Source organism: Exiguobacterium sp. s6 (genome assembly GCF_018618155.1).
Classification (GTDB): Bacteria; Bacillota; Bacilli; order Exiguobacteriales; family Exiguobacteriaceae; genus Exiguobacterium; species Exiguobacterium mexicanum_A.
The window spans coordinates 1,167,414-1,191,872 of sequence record NZ_JACSLN010000001.1 but is presented as its reverse complement, the minus strand read 5'-3'; the positions used below and the strand labels follow the sequence as shown (position 1 = coordinate 1,191,872).

23 protein-coding genes are annotated in these 24,459 nt (G+C 54.7%); 10 read left to right on the top strand and 13 right to left on the bottom strand.

What is annotated here, in order from left to right; all coding sequences use genetic code 11:
* Nucleotides 1-19: 19 nt before the first annotated feature.
* Nucleotides 20-649, bottom strand: coding sequence for a DedA family protein (locus KNP75_RS06130; RefSeq protein WP_034777733.1), 630 nt, complete (start codon nucleotides 647-649; stop codon nucleotides 20-22).
* 102 nt (nucleotides 650-751) lie between these two features.
* Between KNP75_RS06130 and KNP75_RS06125 the strand changes: the two genes are divergently transcribed.
* The 7 genes from KNP75_RS06125 to KNP75_RS06095 all read left to right on the top strand — a co-directional run bounded on the left by KNP75_RS06125 (nucleotide 752) and on the right by KNP75_RS06095 (nucleotide 7,808).
* Nucleotides 752-1,309: a DNA-3-methyladenine glycosylase I gene (locus tag KNP75_RS06125; protein ID WP_215190039.1), complete on the top strand. Its 558-nt coding sequence runs from the start codon at nucleotides 752-754 to the stop codon at nucleotides 1,307-1,309.
* Between the two features lie 123 nt (nucleotides 1,310-1,432).
* Nucleotides 1,433-2,920: a sodium/proline symporter PutP gene (gene putP / locus KNP75_RS06120; protein ID WP_034777738.1), complete on the top strand. Its 1,488-nt coding sequence runs from the start codon at nucleotides 1,433-1,435 to the stop codon at nucleotides 2,918-2,920.
* Nucleotides 2,921-3,045: 125 nt separating this feature from the next.
* Nucleotides 3,046-4,194 (top strand): CapA family protein, encoded by a 1,149-nt coding sequence (locus KNP75_RS06115; RefSeq protein ID WP_235420198.1) that lies wholly within the window; start codon nucleotides 3,046-3,048, stop codon nucleotides 4,192-4,194.
* A 126-nt stretch (nucleotides 4,195-4,320) separates the two neighbouring features.
* The gene (locus tag KNP75_RS06110; protein ID WP_029595378.1) at nucleotides 4,321-5,532 is read left to right on the top strand and encodes an argininosuccinate synthase; all 1,212 of its coding nucleotides are present in this window, start codon (nucleotides 4,321-4,323) and stop codon (nucleotides 5,530-5,532) included.
* On the top strand, nucleotides 5,525-6,907 hold the full coding sequence (argH, locus tag KNP75_RS06105) for an argininosuccinate lyase (RefSeq protein ID WP_215190038.1): 1,383 nt from the start codon (nucleotides 5,525-5,527) through the stop codon (nucleotides 6,905-6,907). The genes KNP75_RS06110 and argH overlap by 8 nt, the downstream gene beginning before the upstream one ends.
* Nucleotides 6,908-7,019: 112 nt before the next feature.
* On the top strand, nucleotides 7,020-7,550 hold the full coding sequence (locus tag KNP75_RS06100; RefSeq protein ID WP_215190037.1) for a biotin transporter BioY: 531 nt from the start codon (nucleotides 7,020-7,022) through the stop codon (nucleotides 7,548-7,550).
* Between the two features lie 63 nt (nucleotides 7,551-7,613).
* Nucleotides 7,614-7,808, top strand: a complete 195-nt coding sequence (locus KNP75_RS06095; protein ID WP_034777742.1) for a hypothetical protein — start codon at nucleotides 7,614-7,616, stop codon at nucleotides 7,806-7,808.
* A gap of 134 nt (nucleotides 7,809-7,942) precedes the next feature.
* Here KNP75_RS06095 and KNP75_RS06090 read toward each other — a convergent pair whose 3' ends face one another.
* From KNP75_RS06090 to KNP75_RS06070, 5 genes are all read right to left on the bottom strand, one after another.
* Nucleotides 7,943-8,791: a sulfite exporter TauE/SafE family protein gene (locus tag KNP75_RS06090; protein WP_131435199.1), complete on the bottom strand. Its 849-nt coding sequence runs from the start codon at nucleotides 8,789-8,791 to the stop codon at nucleotides 7,943-7,945.
* Nucleotides 8,792-8,862: 71 nt separating this feature from the next.
* Nucleotides 8,863-9,750, bottom strand: coding sequence for an alpha/beta hydrolase (locus KNP75_RS06085; RefSeq protein ID WP_138859355.1), 888 nt, complete (start codon nucleotides 9,748-9,750; stop codon nucleotides 8,863-8,865).
* 40 nt (nucleotides 9,751-9,790) lie between these two features.
* Complete coding sequence (locus KNP75_RS06080) at nucleotides 9,791-10,573, bottom strand: AAC(3) family N-acetyltransferase (protein WP_215190036.1); 783 nt, start codon at nucleotides 10,571-10,573, stop codon at nucleotides 9,791-9,793.
* 5 nt (nucleotides 10,574-10,578) lie between these two features.
* Complete coding sequence (locus tag KNP75_RS06075; protein ID WP_215190035.1) at nucleotides 10,579-13,590, bottom strand: AAA family ATPase; 3,012 nt, start codon at nucleotides 13,588-13,590, stop codon at nucleotides 10,579-10,581.
* A complete protein-coding gene (locus KNP75_RS06070) occupies nucleotides 13,587-14,693 on the bottom strand; it encodes an exonuclease SbcCD subunit D (RefSeq protein WP_215190034.1) in 1,107 nt (368 codons plus the stop codon). Before KNP75_RS06070 ends, KNP75_RS06075 begins: the two co-directional genes overlap by 4 nt.
* A gap of 105 nt (nucleotides 14,694-14,798) precedes the next feature.
* Here KNP75_RS06070 and KNP75_RS06065 point away from each other — a divergent pair, with 105 nt between their 5' ends.
* The 3 genes from KNP75_RS06065 to KNP75_RS06055 are packed head-to-tail and all read left to right on the top strand — an operon-like array spanning nucleotide 14,799 to nucleotide 17,681.
* Nucleotides 14,799-16,532, top strand: a complete 1,734-nt coding sequence (locus KNP75_RS06065; protein ID WP_215190033.1) for an ABC transporter ATP-binding protein — start codon at nucleotides 14,799-14,801, stop codon at nucleotides 16,530-16,532.
* The gene (locus KNP75_RS06060) at nucleotides 16,529-17,401 is read left to right on the top strand and encodes an NAD(P)-dependent oxidoreductase (RefSeq protein WP_034777753.1); all 873 of its coding nucleotides are present in this window, start codon (nucleotides 16,529-16,531) and stop codon (nucleotides 17,399-17,401) included. The genes KNP75_RS06065 and KNP75_RS06060 overlap by 4 nt, the downstream gene beginning before the upstream one ends.
* A gap of 46 nt (nucleotides 17,402-17,447) precedes the next feature.
* Nucleotides 17,448-17,681, top strand: a complete 234-nt coding sequence (locus KNP75_RS06055) for a DUF2188 domain-containing protein (protein WP_052090131.1) — start codon at nucleotides 17,448-17,450, stop codon at nucleotides 17,679-17,681.
* Nucleotides 17,682-17,700: 19 nt separating this feature from the next.
* Here KNP75_RS06055 and KNP75_RS06050 read toward each other — a convergent pair whose 3' ends face one another.
* From KNP75_RS06050 to KNP75_RS06020, 7 genes are all read right to left on the bottom strand, one after another.
* Nucleotides 17,701-18,348 carry a DUF975 family protein gene (locus KNP75_RS06050; RefSeq protein WP_034777756.1) on the bottom strand — a complete coding sequence of 216 codons (648 nt, stop codon included), beginning with the start codon at nucleotides 18,346-18,348 and terminating at the stop codon, nucleotides 17,701-17,703.
* A gap of 59 nt (nucleotides 18,349-18,407) precedes the next feature.
* Nucleotides 18,408-19,070, bottom strand: a complete 663-nt coding sequence (locus KNP75_RS06045; protein ID WP_214711314.1) for a copper homeostasis protein CutC — start codon at nucleotides 19,068-19,070, stop codon at nucleotides 18,408-18,410.
* A 16-nt stretch (nucleotides 19,071-19,086) separates the two neighbouring features.
* Entirely contained in the window at nucleotides 19,087-19,857 is a 771-nt protein-coding gene (locus tag KNP75_RS06040) for a DeoR/GlpR family DNA-binding transcription regulator (RefSeq protein ID WP_215190032.1), read from the bottom strand.
* A gap of 246 nt (nucleotides 19,858-20,103) precedes the next feature.
* Nucleotides 20,104-20,718, bottom strand: coding sequence for a glycerol-3-phosphate 1-O-acyltransferase PlsY (plsY, locus tag KNP75_RS06035; protein ID WP_371743412.1), 615 nt, complete (start codon nucleotides 20,716-20,718; stop codon nucleotides 20,104-20,106).
* A gap of 11 nt (nucleotides 20,719-20,729) precedes the next feature.
* Entirely contained in the window at nucleotides 20,730-21,626 is an 897-nt protein-coding gene (locus KNP75_RS06030; protein WP_215190031.1) for a M15 family metallopeptidase, read from the bottom strand.
* 75 nt (nucleotides 21,627-21,701) lie between these two features.
* The gene (locus KNP75_RS06025) at nucleotides 21,702-22,121 is read right to left on the bottom strand and encodes an acyl-CoA thioesterase (protein WP_034777763.1); all 420 of its coding nucleotides are present in this window, start codon (nucleotides 22,119-22,121) and stop codon (nucleotides 21,702-21,704) included.
* Nucleotides 22,122-22,151: 30 nt separating this feature from the next.
* Nucleotides 22,152-24,413, bottom strand: a complete 2,262-nt coding sequence (locus tag KNP75_RS06020) for an AAA family ATPase (RefSeq protein WP_215190030.1) — start codon at nucleotides 24,411-24,413, stop codon at nucleotides 22,152-22,154.
* Nucleotides 24,414-24,459 lie beyond the last annotated feature (46 nt).

Sequence of the window (24,459 nt, the reverse complement as noted above, 5' to 3'; positions counted from 1 at the left end):
GAAGGTCCTCCTTTGTTCGTCAAAATGACGATGCTTGTTTCGACTGCTTTTTCTTCCGTTTCTTGCGCCAGATGAAAAAGACAATCAGACCGACGGCCAATAACCCATAAATCGCGTACGAATACACATCCAAATATCGTAAAATCGATTCCCAATTCTCACCGACACGGATGCCGATATAAATAAGAATCGTGTTCCAAATGACCGTTCCGGCCGTACTGAGGGTCAAGAACTTCAGAAACGGCATATTCGACATGCCGGCCGGTAACGAGATCAAGCTCCGTACGACGGGCATCAATCGCCCAAAGAACACCATCCAGCCCCCATATTTGTCGAACCAGGCATCCGCCCGTCGAACGTCAGCGATATCGAGCCGAATCCATTTCCCATATTTTTTCGTCCACCTCTCAATCTGTTCGACATCTAAATATAATCCGATCCCATATAACAAAATCGCTCCTAAAATGGCGCCCGCTGTTGCAGCGAAGATGACGATCGGGACGTTCAAATCAGTCTTCACGGCAAAGAATCCACCGAATAAGAGCACGACCTCTGATGGAATCGGCGGGAACACGTTTTCAATAAAGATCATGAACGCGATACCGAAATAACCGAACTGTTCAATGACCTGGATCATCCACTCTCTCATATCGTTCACCCTCCAATATCCCCTATTATACCCGTCACCACCCATCAAAAACCGTCCCGACGTGCTAAAATGAAGTACTTGAACGAAAGCGAGGAAACGACAATGACCGAACCGACACGTTGCCCTTGGTGCGGCACGGACCCCATGTACGTCCGTTATCACGACGAGGAATGGGGCAAACCCGTCCACGACGATCAGAAGCACTTCGAATGTTTGATCCTTGAGAGCGCCCAGGCCGGCCTCAGTTGGATCACCATTTTACGAAAGCGCGACAATTACCGGGAAGCCTACGCCAACTTCGACGTCGAAACGGTCGCCTCGTTCGACGAGACGGATGTTGAACGGTTGCTGGGCAATCCCGGTATCGTCCGAAACCGCCGGAAAATCGAGGCGTCAATCAATAATGCCAAGCGCTTCATCGAGATTCAACAAGAGTTCGGCACGTTCGATGCCTACATCTGGTCGTTCGTCGACAATACGGTGATCAACAACCAATGGGCGGCCAATGACGACATCCCCGCCACGACCGAACTGTCTCATCAGATCAGCAAGGATTTGAAACGGCGCGGGTTCAAATTTTTAGGACCGACGACTGTCTATGCCCATCTGCAGGCGACGGGACTCGTCAATGACCACTTGACCTCTTGCTTCGCTAAATAATTTGATTATTTGGTCAATCCTTCAATAAAATCGTGCACTTGATTCAGTTTTGTGACAAAATTTTGACATGGTGCATACCATAAACATTGAAAGCGTTTTCATTATGATTGAGGGGGATGTTTTATGAACGGGATTTTAATATCCATCACCGTTTACATGGCGCTCATGGTACTACTCGGCGTCATCGCCTATCGGCGGACGGAGAGCATCGGTGACTATATGCTCGGAGGGCGCGGACTCGGTCCCGCCGTCGCGGCTTTGTCGGCAGGTGCTTCCGACATGAGTGGTTGGCTGTTGATGGGACTACCGGGTGCGATGTTCGCGACCGGACTCTCGAGCGGATGGATCGTCATCGGGTTGACGATCGGCGCGTACTTGAACTGGTTGCTCGTCGCACCTCGCTTGCGGACGTACTCGTATTTGTCCGAGGATGCCATCACGATTCCAGATTTTTTCGAGAAACGTTTTAAAGATTCACGCGGCACGTTGCGATCGTTCTCGGCGGCTGTGACACTCATCTTTTTCACCCTCTATGCCACGAGCGGATTCGTGGCCGGCGGCCGGTTATTCAATGCCGTCTTCGGAATTGAGTTCGGGACGGGCGTCTTGATTTTGGCTTCTATCATTATCATCTATACGTTCATCGGAGGATTTTTGGCGGTCAGTTGGACGGATTTCGTTCAAGGGTTGATCATGTTGTTCGCCCTCATCCTCGTCCCGGCCATCGCCATCACGGCGACCGACGGCGTGAGCGCCGCCTTCCAGACGATCGGTGACATCGATGAGGCGCTGCTTGATCCGCTGACTGGTCAGTCGCTCATCGGCATCGTCTCGCTATTCGCCTGGGGGCTCGGTTACTTCGGGCAACCGCACATCATCGTCCGTTTTATGGCCATCGAGAAGTTACAGGACATCAAGAAGGCACGACGGATCGGCATCTCATGGATGCTGTTCACCGTCGTCGGCGCGATGGCGACCGGGCTGTTCGGACTCGCCTATTATACGCAGCGTGGACTTGAGATCGATAACCCAGAAAACATTTTTATTAATTTATCTGATTTATTATTCGTCGATCTCATCACCGGCGTCTTGCTTGCGGCGTTGCTCGCTGCCATCATGTCGACGATCTCGTCACAGCTCCTCGTCTCGTCGAGTGCTGCGACGACCGACTTCTATCAGAAGTTCTTCCGAAGAGACGCCAGCGACCGTGAGCTCGTCATGGTCGGCCGGATCACGGTCATACTCGTGTCGCTCATCTCGATTTGGCTCGCGTTCGGGGCGGATGATACGATCTTGAACTTGGTCGGTTACGCCTGGGCCGGCTTCGGCTCGTCGTTCGGGCCACTCATCCTGTTCAGCCTGTTCTGGAAACGGACGACGCGACAAGGGGCGCTCGCCGGTATGCTCGTCGGGGCATTCATCGTCATCCTCTGGAAAAACTTTGCCGCCGATTGGTTCGGGACCGTCGGTGAGCTCTATGAGATGATTCCAGCGTTCTTCTTGTCGAGCCTCGCCATTTATGTCGTCAGTCTGATGACACCACCACCGAGCTCGACGATCACGAACGAGTTCGAGGAAATGGAACACATCTTGAAGACAGAACGGATTTAACGATCGAAGTGCCATGCTACTATAGCCTGGCACTTTTTTTTGTCGCCTAACAAGGAAATTGACAGTCTATAGCGAAAGGTACATATAGATCAATTTGTATCATAAGAAAGGAAGTGACTCGTCCCTTGAAACGAGTAATCCCGTATAAACAAGCCATATTGACCTTGCCCCTCCTCTTTCTGTTCGGCTGTGCGACCGCCGACGTCGAGACGTCTACGGAGCAAACGGAGACCCCGGCACCAGAGACCGAGGCGGAGGAGCCGGCACCTGTTCCGGAAGAGCCAGAATCAGTCGTGACGACGACGTCCGTCTATGCGATTGGCGATATCTTGTTACACGACAGCGTATATAATGCCGCCAAGAGCGGGGACGGCTATGACTTCACTGCCGCCTTCGAACCGATCGCCCCGATTTTGACCGAGGCCGATATTGCCATCGCCAACCAAGAGAGCATGATTGGTGGCAGTGAGATCGGCTTATCGAGCTACCCGGCCTTCAACAGTCCGTATGAGGTCGGTGATGCGCTCCAAGACGCTGGCATCGACCTGGTGACGACGGCGAACAACCATACGCTCGATCGAGGTGTCACGGCCATCGAGAATTCGATTGCCCACTGGAACGAGATCGGTATGCCGTATACTGGTTCGTTCTTATCGGAAGCGGACAAGGCTGAGATTCGGACGTTGACGAAGAATGATATCTCGTTCGCGTTTCTCGCCTACACGTACGGCACGAACGGGGTCGTTCCGAAACAACCGTACCATGTCAACTACATCGATCTCGAGGCAATGAAGCCTGAGATTGAAGCGGCCGAACAAGCAGCCGACCTCACCGTCGTCTCGCTCCATTTCGGGAATGAATATGAGATACTCCCGAACGAGGCACAACAGACACTCGTCCAAGAGCTGTCTGACCTCGGGGTCGATCTCATCATCGGCCATCACCCCCACGTCCTCCAACCGGTCGCTTGGGTGGACGGCGCTGAAGGCAACCGAACGTTCGTCGCCTACTCGCTCGGCAACTTCCTGTCCGGCCAACAAGGGGACGATCGTAATACGGGTGGCATCGTCGGCATCGATGTCGTCAAGACCGTCGAAGCGGATGAGACGACGTTCGAACTCGCCAATCCGATGTTCTATCCGACGTTCACCCGGCGCTCTAGTGCGGACGGACCGTTCGAGGTCGTGCCGTTACAGACGGCAAAACCCGAGTTGTTCGATGCCACGAGCGAACATATGTCGCAATGGATGCCAGAACTCGAAATCGTTCAATGAAGGATCACTTTCACAAGTGATTCTTTTTTTTTGCCAAAAAAGGTTGCTTTACATGAAATCATCCGTTAGACTAAGTCGTATATTTATAAATACAGATGAATAATTATGTATAAGGGGTGTAAGGAAATGAAACAAAAACTCGTATTAGCTTATTCAGGTGGACTTGACACATCGGTCGCAATCAAATGGTTGGATGAACAGGGATATGACGTCATCGCCTGCTGTTTGAACGTGGGAGAAGGGAAAGACTTGGAGCGCATTCAACAGAAGGCACTCAAAGTCGGGGCCGTCAAATCGGTCGTCATCGATGCGGTCGATGAATTCGTCAACGATTTCGCCCGTTACTCGATGCAGGCACATACAATGTATGAAGGCGTCTATCCACTCGTCTCTGCCCTATCGCGGCCGCTCATCTCGAAGAAGCTAGTCGAGGTCGCGCAAGCCGAAGGCGCCATCGCCGTCGCTCACGGGTGCACTGGGAAAGGGAATGACCAAGTCCGGTTCGAGGTGTCGATTCATGCGCTCGACCCGTCGCTTGAAATCATCGCGCCGGTCCGGGAGTGGAAATGGTCACGGGAAGAAGAAATCGCCTATGCGGCCGAGCACGGTATCCCGATTCCGATCGTCCAAGAAGAGCCGTTCTCGATCGACCAAAACATTTGGGGCCGGGCCGTCGAATGCGGCATTCTTGAGGACCCATGGGCCGCTCCACCGGCGAGCGCTTATGAATTGACGGCACAGCTCGAAGACACTCCAAACGAACCGACGTATGTCGAAATCGAGTTCAACGCCGGCGTACCAGTCGCCATCAATGGACAAGCAGCGACGTTCACAGCCATTCTCGAACAGTTGAATATCGTCGCCGGGGCACACGGCATCGGGAAAATCGACCATATCGAAAACCGGGTCGTCGGAATCAAATCACGGGAAGTGTACGAAGCACCGGGTGCGATGACGCTCATCACGGCACACCAAGCGCTCGAGGCGCTCACGCTCGTCCGGGAAGTCGCCCACTTCAAACCGATCGTCGAACAGAAATTGACGGAGACAATCTACAACGGTCTCTGGTACTCGCCACTGACGAAAGCGCTCCTCGCCTTCATCGATGAGACGCAACAAACCGTGACCGGTACGGTCCGGATGAAACTGTTCAAGGGACAAGCCATCGTCGACGGACGGAAGTCCCCGATCTCGCTCTATGACGAACATCTCGCGACGTACACGTCGGCCGACACGTTCGACCAACAAGCTGCCGTCGGTTTCATCAAGTTATGGGGACTGCCGACGAAAGTGCAAGCGGAAGTGCTCGCAGAGAAAGGAACGATGGTGCATGAGTAAACTATGGGGCGGCCGGTTCGAACAGACGGCCAGTGAATGGGTCGACGAGTTCGGGGCCTCGATTCATTTCGACGCCCAGCTCGTGTTAGAAGATATTGAAGGGAGCATCGCCCACGTGACGATGCTCGGGGAGCAGCACATTTTGACGGCGGACGAAGTCGTGCAAATCGTCGCGGGGTTGAAGACGCTAGCCAAGAAGGCACAAGCGGACGAATTGACGTTCAACGTCTTCCATGAAGACATCCATATGAACCTCGAGGCCCTCTTGCATGAAGAAATCGGCCCGGTCGCTGGCAAGATGCACACGGCCCGCAGCCGGAACGACCAAGTCGCGACGGATATGCACCTATATTTGAAACGCCGTGTCCTCGAGACGATTGACGGGATTGAAGCCGTGCAGACGGCACTCTATGACCACGCCGCTCAAAACGTCGAGTCGATCATGCCGGGTTATACACACTTGCAACGGGCCCAGCCGGTCTCGCTCGCCCACCACTTGCTCGCGTACTTCTGGATGCTCGAGCGCGACAAGGAGCGCTTCAGTGACAGCTTGAAACGGATTGACATGAGCCCGCTCGGAGCGGGTGCCCTGGCTGGGACGACATTCCCAATCGATCGTCATCGCTCGGCCGAGTTGCTCGGTTTCGCCCAAGTCTATCCGAACAGTCTGGACGCCGTCAGCGACCGTGACTTCATCTTAGAGTTCTTGTCGAATGCGTCGCTGCTCATGATGCACTTGTCACGGTTCTGCGAGGAGTTGATCCTTTGGAGCAGCGAAGAGTATCGGTTCATCACGATCTCTGACGTGTTCTCTACGGGATCGAGCATGATGCCTCAGAAGAAGAACCCGGACATGGCCGAACTCGTCCGCGGAAAGTCAGGTCGCGTCGTCGGCAATCTGATGGGACTTTTGACGATTATGAAGGGACTCCCACTCGCCTATAACAAGGACCTGCAGGAAGATAAGGAAGGCATGTTCGATACCGTCAAGACGGTTCAGGGCAGTCTCAGCATCATGGCCGGTATGATTCAAGACATGACGTTCCACACGGAAACGATGAAGCAAGCGACCGAACGCGATTTCTCGAACGCGACCGAACTCGCCGATTATTTGACGGCAAAAGGGATGCCGTTCCGTGAGGCCCATGAAGTGACGGGCACGCTCGTCCGGTATTGTATCGACCAGCGTCTGTATTTATCAGAATTACCGATCGAGACGTACCAAGCCCACTCTGAATTGATTGAAGCGGATGTGTACGAGGCACTCTCGCCGGTGACGGCCGTCAAACGCCGCAACAGTTACGGCGGGACGGGCTTTGACTCAGTTCGGACTCAACTGACAGAAGCGAAAGAGAACCTACCGACACATGCGTAAACGATGAGGACCTGGTCAATTTGCGACCAGGTCCTCATTTTTCTGCTTGTCAGACGAAAAAAATGATGTTAACCTAACTTTAGTCAACGTTAACAGAAAAGGGGTTTACATATTGAAAATTCATGATTTGACACAAGTTGCCATCGGTGCCGCCTTGCTTGCGAGCATCGGCTCCATCGCCATCCCGATCGGCCCCGTTCCGATCACCCTTCAAATGCTCGGCATCATGACGGTCGCTTCCGTGCTCGGCGCCAAAAAAGGCGGTCTTGCCGTCGTCGTCTACTTATTGCTCGGCTTGATCGGTCTACCCGTCTTAAGTGGTTCGGGCGGGCTCGCCCCGTTCGTCGGTCCGACGGTCGGTTACTTGATCGCCTTCCCGATCGCCGCCTTTTTGATTGGTTGGTTCTCGGAACGACATCGTGCGTTCCCCGCCCTCGTCGCTTATAACATCCTGATCGGACTCGGCTTCGTCTATGTAGTCGGCAGTCTCGGTCTCCAAGCCGTGTTCGGACTGACGTTCATCGATGCACTCAAAGTGAATATCCCGTTCATCCTCGGTGACTTGATCAAAGCAGTGTTAGCTGCGGGCATCGCCTACAAAGTCTCAACGAACCCGCAAATGCGCAGAACCCTCGCCTCGTGAAGGTTCAAACGTTTCATCGGAAAGAAGAGGTGGAACGTATATAGTATGGAAGGGGGTGTCCTGATGAGCGATTCAACGTTTAAAAAGCGCTTGATGAAAGCGACCCATATCCATCGCTCCCCGAAAGGACAGCGTCGCGGGAAAGACGAGCCGCAACGTGAAAAACGCGACACCGAGGCGTTCGAACGACGGTTGCGTGAAGCGAAGAGCAAAGTCGGAGAGATTCAAGAGAACATTGACCATATCGCCAGACGTTAACACCCTGTCCTCGGACAGGGTTTTTTGATGCGCTTCAGCACACGTTATACCGATGGTGATGTTCATATGTAGGATATATCATGCTCCGACTATCCCTATAAGAAAGACCCCCGTCTGTAGACGAGGGTCGATCATCACTTCGAACGCGGCCGGATAAACAGCGCGACAATGAACGAGAGCGCGAGGACGACGAGTAGTCCGAGCGAGATGTCGTTGAAGCCGAGCAAGTTGAGTCCGACGCTGATGGCGACAGCGACATAGAAGCCACCGAGCGCCTTTTTGACGAGTTGCGAACTGAACCGTTGCAACTGCTTCGCCCCGATCGGCGAGCCAATCATCGCCCCGGCGATGAGCGCGAGACCATGCCAATAGTTCGCATCGGCCCCGGCGACGGCATAGTTGATCACGCCCGAGACGACGATGAGGAACGCCGCGGCGATACTCGTCCCGACGGCTCGTTTCATCTCGGTGTTGAGCAGTTTGACTTGAAGCGGTGTCAACACGAATCCGCCGCTGACACCCATGAGTGACGAGATGAACCCGCCGAACAACCCGATAAAACCGAGGCGTGGGACCGACTCCGAGCCGACACTTCCTTCTTCATGTTGCTTCGACCGGAAGAACGAGACGGCAAAGTACGTCAGTAGCGCGATGTAGGCGAGCGAGATGACCGGCTTCGCACCGTCGAGCGTCTCAAGGTAGAACACGAGCGGCGTCGCCACCCACGTCCCGACGACACCGAAGGCGCCAATCATGAGGGCATGTTTCGGATTGACGTTCTTTAATTTAAGATGGGAGATCGTACCGGCCGTGGTCGATCCGAGCGTGAGCATCAGACTGAGCGCGATGGCCGCACTCGCCTCGTATCCGAAGACGAGTAGCAGCGGCGTGAGTAAGATCCCGCCCCCGATGCCGAAGAATCCGCTCAAAATCCCGATGAGCGTTCCGAGCAGTAGAAACGATAGTAATGCTGTGACATCCATGAACAAACCTTCTTTCTTTCCTTTTCATAACTAATCATAACAAAAAAGGAGCGCTTTATGGCGCCCCTCGTTTATAATACCTTCTCTAAAAATCCGAATACTTTTTGACGATACTCGGTTTGGAACGAGCGATGCGACTGCACGTGCCCATCATTCTCGGTCACCCACAGTTCGACTTCCTCCCCGGCCTCGGCCAATTGTTCACTCTCGCTCACAGGGATGGCATCATCGCCTTCACTATGAATCAACAACACCGGTGCCTCGATTTGAGCGATATCGTCAATCGGCTTGACCACATCGGCATCGAGACCTGTGAACCACGGCGTCACCGTCATGATGACCGGTGTGAACGGAAAGTTCGGTAAATCGCTCCATACAGGCAAGTTTGTCTCGAGGTAGCCCCGGAGGTCACTGAACGGACTATCGGCGATCACAGCGGCCACGTCGGTCTCATCAGCCGCAGACAACGCCGTCGCCGCGCCCATCGACACCCCGTATAAGACGATTGGACCGTCCGAGCGTTCTTTCGCATAGGCGATCGCGGAGGCGAGATCCGCTTGTTCTTTCGCCCCGACCGTCACACGGTCACCTTCCGAGATGCCTGACCCCCGAAAATCGAACGTCAGGAACTGATATCCTTGTTCATGAAACTCCGGAATCAATTCTTTGAGCGGCAAATCGGACTGCTCGCGGTTCTTCCCATAACCATGTGCGAACACGATCGTTGCGCGCGGTGTCGGGTGCGGGATCCACCACCCGTACAAATCGTGACCATCCTCGGCTTCGATGGTCACATTCTCGTATTTGACACCTAACGTCTTCGGCGTATACGTCAACGTCTCCCGTTCGGGCGACGTCAACTGATCGCCGATGTGGGCCGAGATGCCCACGACGGCGAGAAACACGATGAGAAGCAACACACCGGTCGCCACCCCTATATATTTAACCCAACGATTCATCGCACTGCCCCTCTCCATTGTCCACTTGCTTTCAGTTGACTCATCGGAGCCAACTCCGTAAAGCGATTAACGCATGTTGCACCGGTTCCCATGTCTCAGACGGAATGACGTAACACGTCGCTTCCTCAATTTGAAACGTCGTCACATCGGCACGTCGGACGATATTTTCACCGATTGGACCGAACGGGTCACTGTTGACATCCGTATGGTCGAATGTCTTCCACACCCGCGCCCCGTCCTCATAAAGCGCGCACCCAAACGACTTCACCGGTCCGTCAATTCCATACTCGGCATAATGCCATAACGTCGTCGCATCGAGCGGTGAACCGAGATGTAGGATTTTTGCATTACGCTCGATCATGCGTTCGATTGGCGAACCCGGCCCAAAACCGACCTCAAGTGTATGTCCAGCCACAATCTCCTCGGCACCATTCCCCCACGCAGCGACCGACCACATCGGATGATCGCTCCGAAACACGTTCGGATACGTACGGAACAGTTCCGGGACACGGCCCATGCCTCGAGTCGGTGTCTTTTCCTGGTCATACGCCGGCATTTCCTCCCGGATCGTTGGCCACCACTCGACTGGGACGGGTGGGGCTTCCCATTCAGCCGGGTCTGAATTATCACTGCTCTGGGTCGCCATCATGATCAGCCCGTCCGGACCGACCGTATCTTGGAGCGCCTCGATGACGGTCTGAGCCCCGCCACATACCCATCCGAGCTTTGATAAGGACGTGTGGACGAATAGGGTGTCCCCCGGCTTGACGCCGGCACCCTGTAAGTGGGCAACTAAACTTGTTTTCGTTTCGATATGTTTCATCGGATTCACTCCACGATGAGCTGGATCGTCGACCCGCTCCTTGATTTTTTGACTTCAATCCGGGCGTCGACCCGGTCCTTCAATTCCTGAACGTGACTGATGACCCCGACGAGCCGCCCGCTCGATTGGAGCGACATGAGAAGCTCGATCGCTTGGTCGAGCGATTCAGCGTCGAGTGTCCCGAACCCCTCATCGATGAGCATCGTCTCAAGGCTGACCCCGCCACTCAGTTGCTGGACGACTTCGGCGAGTCCAAGGGCGAGCGACAATGATGCTTTGAACCCTTCCCCACCCGACAGGTTTTGGACGCGGCGTGACTGACCCGTATAGGCGTCAAAGACTAATAGTTCGAGACCGGACTTGGCATTTCCTCTCGCCGTCTCGATTTTCCGCTCCAATTGGAACTGTCCGCTCGTCATTTGATCGAGATGGACGTTGGCCGCATGGAGAATTTGATCGAAGAACGCCGTCTGCACGTACGTCTCGAACGTTAACTTTTGCGGATTCAGTCCTCGACCGGTGTCGGCGATCAATTTGACCGTCTCCAGATTCCGTTGATCCTCATCCGTCTTCTCCCGGAGCGCGTTCCATTCGGCTACGATGTGACGATGACGTTTCAATTGCCCGTCCGCCGTCACGAGTTGTTCGGACAGCGCTTCGAACGAACGGTTCTCCTCGTGCAACTTCTCCTGGAGCCGTTCAAGGTCTGGTCGCGGACGGTCCCCGATTTTATCGTTCAGCGCCTTGACGGCGTGTTCGAGCCGGACACCTTCCTCCAGCTCGGTCGCTTGGCGTTCGCGCAGCTCGGGCAGTTGCTCGACGCGCGCGCGATACTCCTTGAACACAACTACAGTCAACTCAATCTTCTCGAGAGCAGCCTCCAGTTCAGCCGTCGCTTCGGAAAGACGAACATGCTCGAACTCGAGTTGTTCACCAAGGAGACGGAGTCGCTCCGCTTCCCCCCACTTCAATCGATTCAATTCTTCAAGCCGACGTTCATACGTCCCCACGTTTCGTTCGATGTGAGTGAGTCGCGTCGCGAGCTGATTCCGCTCGGTCTGCAACATTTCTAACGTCGTCCCATCCGGTTGACGCATCGACTGAAGCTGCTCTTGGACGGTCTGGAGCTGTTCGAACAACTTCTGTCGTTCATCTGCCTGCACACGCTTCGCCGTCTCGAGTTGCTTCAATTCGGTCGTGGTCGCGCGCAAGAGACGCTCCATCCGTTGTCGTTCTTCGGCTTCTTGACGCAACTGCCGGACGCGGGCGTCTTGGTGTTGCATCGCAGCGTCAGCCGCACCATCGAGCTTCAATTCGAGTCGAGCGAGATCACGTTCACGGATCAGCTCATCGAGTTGGCGTTTGAGCGCCCGATAATCCGCCCGAGCTTCATGGAGGTCGGCCTCGATCCGTTTCAGTGTCTCGATGGCTGAGCGATGACCGGCTTGGTCGATGGACGTCCCCGTTCGCTCGACGTGTCCGTGGGTCAATGAACCGCAGACCGGACAAGGTTCCCCCGCTTCGAGTTGCTCGCGCAGCGTGTCGGCCATGAGCGCATGCTCGGCCTCGACGAATTGGTCGACTTGTTTCGTCTGGGCAGTGAATTGTCGCTGGACTTCCTTCCCGTTGCGTTCACAGGCACCGAGTCGTTCCGTGACCTCTGCCACTTTCTCCTCGAGCCGAACCTGATGTTGGAGCTGACTATACAGCCGTTCGGCCTCGACGAGTTGGTCTGGGGCCGGTGCGTGTTCCAGCTTAGCCGCAAGTTCGCCTTCAGTCGCTTGGAGCTCCTTGAGACGCGCTTCTTCTGAGAACAGGCTGAGCGGCTCCAACTGGCGTTTCAAGTCATCCCGACGTCTCGTGGCCCGGTGCCATTCGTCGACGTAGGGCAACATCTCGTCAATCGCATTGACGCGACTTGTGGCTTGATCTGCCTCCTGGCGCATGGTCGTGATGGCTTCTGCTTCTGCCTTCAACTCTTCCAGCTGTCTCGTGTAGCCTTCGTCTCGTTGACGGGATACATCGCGTTCACGGGTCAACCGTTCGATGTCGTGACGCACCGTTTCGGTACGTTGATAGAGCGGGCTGACGCTTGCCACTTGTTCAAGTCGTTGGATGAGCGCCTGGCGTTCTTCGCGCTCCTGTGCCGCTTCGCGGAATGCTTGGAGCGCGGTCGCGCGCACGTCCCGCTCTTCCATCAACTCGGCGAGCACGGTCGCCTGATTCACTTCTCGACGCAGCGCCTCGAGCCGTTCCTCACCAGTCCGGCGTTGTGCCTGTAGCGAGTCCCTCGCCGCCAAGAGCCGCTCCTCCCGGGCGTCGAGCCACGTCACGATTTCAGGCAAGTTTCGGGTCGACATGTCCTCGACGGCATCGTCTTCGAGTTCCAACAGTTTTAAGCGCGTCGTCTCGACCGCCCATTCGACTCGTTTGCGGTATTTGCCGTAACGTTCGATCCAATCTTCCTGAAAGGCACGGTACGCCTCCGTCTTGAAGATCGATTGCAGAATTTGTTGCTTCTTCGTCGAATCGGAATCGAGGAGCTGACGGAACTGGTTCTGCGGCAACAACAAGATTTGGCTGAACTGCTCATAGCTCAGTTGCAACAACGATTCAATCGTCTGTTCGACGTCGTTCACTTTCGTCGCAATCGGTTTCCAAGCGTCTTTCCATTCGTAGAGCACCGCCTCGTGCGGGATCGGCGTCTTATTTTTCGGGTGCGGCTGTTGTGGTTGGCGGACGATCCGATACCGTTCGTCGCGGATCGTGAACGAAAAGTCGATCTCGGTCTTTCGCTCCGGGTCCGCATATTGGCTTCTAAAATCACTCGCGTTTCGGAGCGTCCCACTCGCCCGTCCGTACAGCGCGAACGTCATCGCGTCAAAAATCGTCGTCTTCCCGGCACCGGTCCGGCCGCTGATGACGAACATCGAACGGCCTTCAAGCTGCGTAAAATCGATTTGTTCTGTCTCGGCGTAAGGACCGAAGGCGGTAATGGTCAATTGTTCCGGTCTCAAATCGATTCCTCCCCTTCTAAGAAGCGTTGCACCGTCGCATCGGCATCGCGGCCGTGGACGGCTTTAAAGAAGTCCATATATACATCCTCGACCGATTGCCGTTCGAGCTTCTCCCGTTCAAAGCGGGACGTCTGGTCTTGGCGACGCAACAACTCAAGTTCGAGGTGTAAGATGTTCGGATAGACGGTCCGCAACTTCGCCATCGGGTCGAATAACGCACGTTCATCGGTCAAGACGATTTTTAAATAGTCGTCGACGGCCTCGTCTTGATAAAACGACGGGTCGAGCAGCTCGTTCAGCGGCCCGGTCAAGATGCGCAAGTCACGGCGCGCCTGGAGTGGACGACGTCGACGTGTCCACGTCCCGTCCCATTCGATGACGTCGACCGATTTCACATGCGTCGCCTCGGAGAACGAATATTTCATGAGCGACCCGCTATACGCGATCCGGTCGTCGCGAATGGCGTCACGGTTATGCAGGTGTCCGAGCGCCGTATAGCCGAACGGCGCGTATAGTCCTTTGGCGACTTGCCCGGCCGTCCCGACGGACAGTTGCCGTTCGGAGTCGGTCTCGAGTCCGCCGGCGACGAAACTGTGGCCGACGGCGACCGCTCGTGCGTCGATCGTCCCGTAGGAATCGACGACTGCGGCGAGCGCGTCATGGTGAGTCCGAATCGACTCGTCGCCGAACGCGTAACGGATGCGCGCCGGCTCGAGGAACGGCATCAAATAAAACGGGATGTCGTTCACGACAATCGGCTCTGTTCCCGGGTCATATTTCCCGACGATATGGAGACCGACTTTCGTCAACAGTTTGGAGCTGTATTGGAGCCGCTCAGCCGAATCATGATTGCCGGCGATGGCGAGCACGGGGATGCCCCGCTCGAGGACGAGCGCACGCCACATCTCATCGAGCAAGTCGACGGCCTCGACGGGCGGCACGGCCCGGTCATATAAATCACCGGCGACGACGATGGCATCAGGCTTCTCCTCGTCGACGATGTGTAAAAATGATTCAAATAATATATGTTGTTGTTCTTCTGTCATGTGGCGGCCGTGGACAATCTTTCCTAAATGCCAATCGGCCGTATGTATCCATTTCATGCGACTTCACCTCTGATTCCATTCTAGCATTATTCCGGTGTACGATTCGACGTCTTGACACTTGTTTTCGAAACAGCGAAAGTTAAAAGGAAAGGGGGACGTATCATGGAGTCCACATCCACATGGCAAGCCTTTCTGCGCTTGTTCCGTGTCGCTCGAGCACCGAAAGGTCTGTTCATCGGCGCTGTATTGATTTCGTTGCTCCAAGCGATGGCGTCACTCGCCATCCCGCTCATCTTGCAACGCGTCGTCGACAATTGGAGCGAGGCCGCGCTTGACGCCCGTCTCGTCGCCATCTTCGTCATCGCGTTTCTAATTCAAGTCGTCTCGAGCGCGATTTCGATCTATTGGTTACATATCGTCGGACAACGCGTCGTCGCCAACCTGCGGACGACGTTATGGGAGCATCTCGTCGCGCTTCCGATTCCGTTCTATGACGGCGTCAAATCGGGGGATCTCGTCTCGCGGCTCAGCAATGACACGACGACGTTGCAGCAGCTCTTGTCCGAACAGAGCGTTCGACTCTTAACGTCGTTCGTCTCGGTCATCGGCGCCGTCGGCATCTTGTTCACACTCGATTGGCAGATGACGCTCGTCATCTTGTTCTCGGTGCCGACGACACTCTTGATTGTCATCCCGCTCGGGCGTAAACTTCGGAAAATCGCCAAGGCGACCCAACATGAGCTCGGTGACTTGTCCGGGTTTTTCGCCGAACTGCTCGGGGAGATTCGGCTCGTGAAATCACAGGCGACCGAATCCGTCGAGGTCGCAGAAGGAAAACGACGCATCGAGCGTCTCTTCGGCCTCGGTGTGCGCGAGGGACGGATTCAAGCGATCTTGATTCCGCTCTTGAACGTCACGTTGACGGCGATGCTGATCGCTATTCTCGGCTTCGGGGCTTATCGCGTCTCGACCGGTGCCCTGTCGACCGGCTCGTTGCTCGCGTTCATGCTGTACTTGTTCCAAATCATCACGCCGCTCATCACGATGACGGAGTTTATCACCCGGCTTCAAAAAGCACGCGGGGCGACCGAAAGAATATCGGAACTGCTCGCCATCGAGCCGGAACCGTACACGGCTGAGCCGTCGACGATTCGACAGTCGTCGCTCTCGTTCGAGGGCCTGACGTTCCGTTATGGCGACCAGCCTGTGATTGACGACGTGTCCCTCATTGTCCCGTTCGGTGCCACGACAGCCATCGTCGGACGCAGCGGTGCCGGCAAGACGACACTGTTTGCCCTCGTCGAGCAGTTCTACCTTCCGTCGAGCGGTCACATCTATTACGGGGACCGGGATATCTCAACCTACGGCCGCAACGAATGGCGGCAAGTCATCGGCTACGTCGCCCAAGATTCGCCCGTCCTATCCGGGACGGTGCGGCAAAATATCTTGTACGGCTTGACCCGGACAGCGACCGAGGACGAGATTCGACGAGCCTGCGACATGGCCAACGCCTGGTCGTTCATCGAGTCGATGCCGGACGGGCTCGATACAGAGATCGGTGAGCGCGGCGTCCGCTTGTCGGGTGGTCAACGACAACGACTCGCCATTGCCCGGGCGCTGTTACGCGACCCGCAAATCTTATTGCTCGACGAGGCGACATCAAGTCTCGACTCGGAATCTGAGCGTGTCGTCCAAGAAGCGCTCGACCGGCTCATGAAAGGCCGGACGACGCTCGTCATCGCCCACCGCCTTTCGACCGTCCAACATGCCGACCAAATCGTCGTGCTCGAGGACGGCGGCATCAGCGGGCTCGGGACGCACCAAGAGTTGCTTCGGGACAACAAACTCTATGAACGACTCGTGAAACAACAACTTTTAGGAGGCAATCAATTATGAAGACAATCGGATTTATCGGACTCGGTGTGATGGGTCAATCGATGGTCAGAAACTTAATGAAGGCGGGATTCGAAGTCCAAGCGTATACGCGGACGAAAGAGAAGGCGGCTGATTTATTGGCGGAAGGTGTCCGCTGGTGTGATTCGGTCGAAGCCGTCTGTCAAAACGCCGATGCCGTCATCACCATCGTTGGCTACCCGTCTGACGTCGAGAGCCTTTATTTCGGGGACGGTATGATTTTGCAGTCGGCCGAGCCGGGAACGCTCGTGATCGATATGACGACGTCTTCGCCGACGCTTGCCGAACGTATCGCTGAGGCGGCAATCGATCGCAGCTTACTCCCGCTCGACGCACCGGTCACGGGTGGCGATGTCGGTGCGAAGAACGGGACGTTGTCGATTCTCGTCGGTGGCGGCGAATACGCCTTCACGAAGGCACGACCGCTGTTCGAGGCGATGGGCCAATCGATCGAACGGATGGGCTATGCCGGGAGTGGCCAATATGGAAAGCTCGCCAATCAAATCGCAATCGCCGGCATCATGATGGGCAACGCCGAGATGCTCGCCTTTGCGAAACAAGCCGGGCTCAATCCCGATCAACTGCGCCAGACGATCCGAGGCGGCGCAGCCGGCAGCTGGACGCTCGAGAACCTTGTCCCGCGGATGATCATCGAGGACTACGCTCCTGGTTTCTTCATCAAACATTTCATCAAAGATATGAAACTTGCCCTCGAGAGCGCAGACCAGTTGAATATCAAACTGCCGAGCCTCGAGTTGGCTCATAAACTGTACTCGATCCTCGAAGAGAACGGCTACGGCGAGAACGGGACGCAGGCGCTCATCGAATACTACATGCACCAGGACGTTTGAATCGGCTCGCTCGTGGAATTAGTAGTACAGAAGGGAGCGATGTAAGATGCCATGGAATATGAAAGATTATCCGGAATCACTGAAAAACTTCGACCCGCTCGTCAAAAAGAAAGCCATTGATATCGCTAACGCCTTGCTCGCCCAAGGCTACTCCGATCAAAAGGCGATTCCGATCGCCACGGAACAAGCGAAAAAATGGCATGAACATGCCTCAAAAGAAGAGAAAGACGAGTTCCGTGACGCTCCCGACCCACAAAAGTCGGATCGGCACGGGACATAAAAACAACCGGTCGGCTCATTCAGCCGACCGGTTGTTCGTTTGCTTCTGTTTCTGCCTTGATTTCGACGTACAGTCCGGCGAGCGCCGTGTTGATATAAGGTTGCACGAAGATATAGGCCAATCCGCCGGTGAATAAGACGAGCACATACCAACCGATGAAACTCGCATATAGACGAAGCATCGTGCGCTTGTGTCCAAACATGAGACGGCGGCTTTCACGCATCGCGCCGAAAGCGGATAGTTCCGGGCGGTCCCGTAGGACGAACGGGACGATCCGATACGTCAAATAGAACCAGATTCCCGGCACGATCAAGAACAGCATGAGCACGTTCAAGCCGAGATAAAAGACGGCATAATACGTGACGGCACGCATGTAATCTTTGAGCGAACCGAACGCTTCGAACAGCAGACCGAACGACGGTTTCTCGGCTTTCGCGATGTCGAGGAATACCCAGTTGCGGCCAAGTTCTAGCGGAGCGAGCAAGACGGTCGCGGTGTATAGCAAACCGATCGAGACGAACAGGATGCTCGGGTCGGTCGATTCTAAATCGAGCTGCGTCGTGATGACCGCTTGAACGAGCATCGTTGCCACGACCGCAAGGAGCGAGATGCCCCAGTTCCCGGACAACATCCGAAGGGCAAATTGTTTATAGACTGATGATTGCATGACTTCACCTACTGTATCGTTTTTTTCATTATAGCAAAAAAACAGTCATCCGACTGTTTTTAGCGTGTCATCGTTTCCTTGATGGCGTTGAACTTCTGCTCATCTAGCTGTCCATCGGTCCTTACACCACTACCGACATGGACAAAGTCAATGCCTAATCGGTCGACGAGTTGGGACACGTTGTCCGCCGTGATCCCAGCGCCTGGAAGGATGTTCATTTCCGCGACGTCGTGCATCGCGCTCAACCGCTCTAAGCCCTCTAATGCCGTCGCTTGACCGCCAGACGTCAGCACATGGTCCACTTCAGGGAAATCATTCAACACGGTGATGGCGTCCATCAAATCGACCGCGTCATCAATGGCCCGATGGAACGTCAATGCCATCTCGCCCTTATGTTTAATCACTTCCCCGAGCAGTGCCTCATCGATGCGCCCGTCATTCGTCAAAGCACCGAACACGATGCCATCGGCTCCGAGCTCACGACACAGACCGACGTCTGCCAAAATCGTCTCCGCGTCCGCCTCATCATAGACGAATGAGTCTGCATGCGGACGAATCATGACGTGGACCGGAATCGTCGCTTGTTCGAGCACGTTTCGAATCGTCCCGAAACTTGGTGTCGTCCCGCCAGCTCGCATATCCGCAATCAATTCGAGACGGTCCGCCCCGTAACGCTCTGCCTGTTTCGCTTCTTTCAATGTGGTCACGATCACTTCAATCATGTCTTCTGCCTCCTTATTAAGGTGCGAAGCGCCATTCGACCTCGTGCTCCGCTAACGCACGTTTCCAATCTGCGGGCTCCGGGAAATCCGAGATGATTGTCGTCACCTTGGAAAAATCGGAGACCCGATACCGCTTTTGTTGGTTGAACTGGGTATGGTCGGCCAGTAGAAAACATTGTCTACTTTGGTCGAGTACCGCTTGCGTCACGGTCGAGAGACCGTGAGCATCACACGTCAAACCGAGCGAGGGATCGACCCCCTCGACAGAGAAAATCGCCATGTCAAACATGTACGTCTTTAACTGCTGCAAGACGTGTTCGCCGACGGTGACGAGATGCTTCGGATCAATCGTGCCGCCGAGCAGTTGGATGTCCCCCGTGAAGACGCCTTTGGCCCGTTGCTCGAAGAGCGCCTTTGCCGCCATGAGTGACGGTGTGACGACCGTCAAATTTCGTCCGCGAAGTCTCGCGGCGACTTGTTCCGGGGCGACCCCATGACCGATGTAAAGGAGGGTATCATCCTCGACGAGCTGAAACGCCGTATAGGCGATGCGACGAATCCCGTCCATGTTTGAAATCAGCATCGGTTGGAACGATACGCTTTGATGCAGCACCGCCCCGCCATACACCCGTTTGATGCGATGTTCTTTTTCAAGTTCTTCTAAGTAGCGGCGGATCGACTCCCCAGAGACGTTCAACCGTTCAATCAATTCACTCGTCTTCACTTTGCCTTCTCGTTCAATCCATTCCACAATCTTTTGCTTACGTTCTTCTCCAATTAAAGACACTTCCCTGCCTCCTCCGCAAATATCGCTTCCTTTCTCAGTGTAGCGAACGGATGTAAATTTAACGTAAACAGAGAGTAAAGAACGGGCAAATCCAACAGATTTTTCGCTCATTTCGACGAAAATCAACAGAAATCCACAAAAAAGACAGTCGAACGTTGACGTCTTGCTTTCAATCCCGAGCGCATCTCATGAAAATGACCGGCCTTCTCTCCGTGTCCTCCGAGAGCTTGCCGGTCATCGAAACATTCATTTCCGTTTTTGGAACAGTGGTACTTTCGGTTCAGTGCCGGAGCGAATCCGCTGCCAGTTCGTGCGGTGTTTGATGATGATGAACAAGGCGAGCGGAACGATGACGATGAGCGGCAGCCAATCTTTCGCGATGACACCATACGTGACGACGGTCACGAGCCCCACGGCTGCGGCAGCCATCGAAGATAGCGATACCATCTTCGAAACGAACAGCGTCACGAGGAACGTCCCGACGACGACGACGAAAAACCATGGGAACGCCGCGAGCAGAACGCCTGCACTCGTCGCCACCGATTTTCCGCCTTTGAACTTGGCAAACACCGGATACGAATGACCGATGATGGCCGGGATCCCGGCGAGTAGCAAGCTCATCTCGCTCCCGAAGAGGAGCGGTAATAGCGCTGCGACCAACCCTTTACCCATATCCCCGAGCAGAACGAGCGTGCCGGCTTTTTTGCCGAGCACACGGAACGTGTTCGTCGTGCCCAAATTCCCACTCCCATGCTCCCGGACGTCGACCTTATAGCCGAGTTTTCCGACGATAAGAGCAAACGGAATCGCACCGAGTAAATAGCTGATTAAAATGATGATGATTTCTGTCATGTAAGGCATCGCAATTCCCCTTAATCCATTAATTGCTCGAGATAGTGCTCAAGCGGGACGTTCGCCTTGTGGACGTCAGTCGCATGCTCTACCCCGATATAGCGTAAGTGCCACGGTTCGTACATATAACCGGTTTCGGACTCATATGCACGTTGATAACGGACGATGAATCCGTACGTGTGGGCATTGTCGGCCAACCACTTGCCCTCTTTCGTCTGTTCTAGACTTTGTGTCAATTGATAGCCGACCGAGGCACTCGAAACATCGATGGCGAGCCCGGTCTGATGTTCCGAGTGTCCTGGTGGTGCCGAATATTTCATCGCCTGTTCTTTCCCGTCCCGGGCTACATAGTTATTGAACAGTTGCACTTGATAATCGTAGGAACGGAACGCACTCGTCCCTTTCAACTCAATGTCGGCCGCTTTCGCGCCCGTCATGAGCTTCTCGATGGCCTGTGCCGCTTCTTTACGAAGCATCTTCCGCTCCCCGGTCGCCGATTCGACGAAATCGATATTCGCCGTCACGAGATCGGCTGGTTTATAGCCCGCTGGCAAGGCGATTTGCTTATTGACAAGGATGAGTGTGTCGAGCTTCAAATTCGCCGTCCCATTCTGTTCAAGCGGTTCGCTCGGCGTTTCAGTCGGCTCCTCTACAGAAGGGGCCTCGGCAACCCGCGCTTCTTCTTCAGGCTGATCCTCGGAAGGCTCTTCCGCTGTCGGTTCCTCCGTTTCCGGAGTCGGTTGTTCTGCTTGCTCATCTTCTTTATCCGTCGGCGTTTCGGCCGGAGTTTCTGTTTGTTGTTCGGTTTCGGCCGGTTTGTTCTCGGCTTCTTCCGTTTTGCTTTGGTCGCTTGTGGTACAGCCCACTAATGTGAGCGTCAAGGCGCAGCACACCATCAGCATAGATGGTTTTCGCATGCGATCTTCCCCTTTCATTGTACAAAAAATACCGTCAAGATATGATACCATACTGACGGTACAAAAGAACCACTGTTATAAGACGGGACTCATGACGCGCATATACATGTCATGCCACTCAGGAAACTCACGGTCGAGTCGAATCGGTTTGAAGTCGCCGCGTTTGACGACGACATGTGTCGTCTTCGCCGAACCGACGAGATGACCGTTTTGATCAGTCAACTCATAACCATAGACCGTCCGGACCTTCGAATAACTATCGACCCAAACTCGTACGTGGACTGTATCTCCGTACGTCACGCTCTTCTTATAATCGACCGAGACGTTCGTTACTGGGGAAACAAATCCAGCTTCCTCCATGTCTTTATATTCGACCCCGAGCTGGCGCAACAATTCGGTGCGTGCCATTTCAAGATATACTAAATAGTTTGCATGATAGACGATGCCCATCATGTCGGTCTCCTGATAGCGGACCGGAATCTGAATCGTATGCATTGAATCGTCCTCACTTTCAACTTGATTATATTATAACTTGGTCTTAATATCTACTACTAAAATCCGATTCAATTCACTGTCTTGTGACGATGCTTCGATCAAACGATATGATTGTCTCGCGATCGCTTCATCGATCAACGATAGGGCCGTCCGTGCATTCGGTCGGTCGATTTCTTTTAGACGGTCAAGGAGTGCCAGACTGACATCTTCATCACACGTATAGCCGAATTTTGCGGCATACTTCTTGGCGATATCGACGAGCTGTTCAAGCGAGTAGTCCTCGAAGTGAATCGTCCGTTTGATCCGGCTGTTGAGCCCTGGGTTTGAGTCGATCAGGCGACGCATTGGTGCCTCATAGCCCGCCATCACGACGACGAGGTTGTCTCCATGCTTTGGCATCTCGTCGACGAGCGTATCAATCGCTTCGCGCCCGTAGTCGTTCGGCCCTCCATTCAGGCTGTATGCCTCATCGATCAACAGCACGCCACCGAGCGCATCTCGAATCGCGGCTTTCGTTTTTTGTGCCGTTTGCCCGACATAGCCGCTGACGAGATCGGCCCGGCTGACGACTTTCAAATGTCCGCGTTTCAAATAGCCCGTCTTCTTCAAGAGCTGGGCGTACAGGTGGGCAAACGTCGTTTTTCCGGTCCCGCTGTTCCCGACGAGGGCGGCATGGAGCTGGACGGGTGCCGTCTTCAACCCGAGTTCACGCCGACGCTTCTGAATCGTGACGAGTGCCTCGATCTCGCGCAGTTGACGTTTTGCCTCATCCATCCCGACCAAATCGTCGAGTGTCGGACCGGACGTATCCTCGGTCGCATCCATATCAAAATCGACTTCTGTCAGGAGCGCCATCTCGTCGAGTGGGGCGTCGGCACCAAATCGCGACCCTTTCTTGAACATGGCGTCGAGTAGAATGTTGTGCACCGTCCGCGCGTTGCCGAACGTCGCGTCGACCCGTTCCCGGTCGATTCGCGCAATCAAGGCGCGCTTCGCTTCGACCGTCAGGACGTAGTTGTTCTCCGCCGCCACTTTTTCACCGATGGCGACGAGTTCGTCATCACTGTAATTCGGGAGCTCGTAATGGTTGGATTCTGGGAAGCGGGAACGAAGTCCCGGGTTCGCGAGCAGAAAATGACGCATTTCTTCCGGGTAACCGGCGAGAATCACGACAAATTTTCCCGCATACTCCCCGCTCGTCATCGCGGCGACGAGCGTGTCGATGGCTGCTTGTCCATAGTCACTCCCACTCGCATCTTGACGTTTCAAGGCATACGCCTCGTCGATGAATAAGACACCGCCCTCGGCTTCCTTCACCTTATTCATGACTTGTTCTTCCGTTTGACCGACGAACGCACCGACGAGACTCGACCGGTCTGCCTCGACGACATCGGGACGTGCGAGCAGACCGAGCTCGAAATAAATCTCGGCCATGAGACGCGCGAGCGTCGTCTTACCGGTCCCTGGGTTTCCCGTGAACACGAGATGGAGCGAAGGTTGGTGTTTGGACGAGAACCCCGCTTTCTCACGCTCTTTCTGGAACAACAAGAACCGATACCATGCTTTGACACGTTGCTTCACGTCAAACAAGCCAATCATCGACTCAAGCGACTCAATCGCACTCGACCGTGTCGCTTCAGTTTGTTCTGGTAACAACGCAACGATCGCGTCGAGTCGTTCCTTGACGAGACCGACTCGTTCGCCGAAGCGGTGAAACGCCTCGCGGCTGAAATAATTCCCTTGCATCGACGCCAAGAGCGAGGCCGTGTCGTCTTCGAGCGCGGCCACTTCTTGCATCGCTTCGATGACGACGATGAACAGACGTTCGAGTTGCCCTTTAAACTCCGAGTCCCGTAAATCAGATTTGGCGCGGTCAATTTCATCGTGAAGCTGCTCGAGATGTTCGAGCAACTCGGATGTCTTCGACTCATATTCGGTCAATATTTGAACTTTCATCGACGCGTAATCCGTCTCACGCAGCTTCGGCCACTCGACATGCAGCTGTTGCTTGTGGCGTCGCAAAAGATCATACAATTGACTGACACGAAGGGCTGGCGGCAAAGCACCGAGCGACTCCAACTCTTTCACCCAACGAGTTAACAGCGGGTCGATCGACTGACGGTGCTGTAACCGTCTCGTCGCGAGTAGTGTCAGTGTGCGAATCAATTCTTGACGATGCCCGGTCGCACGTGACCAATGGGCGTAGGACAGGAGAGCCGCTTCATCGACGCGCCCACCTTCTTCCCAAGCCGTCAAATCGGTTTGGACTTGCTCCAAGGTGATCTGTTTCATAATATTCTCCTTTTTAGACGACAAAGGAGCCGACGTCTCAGTCTGC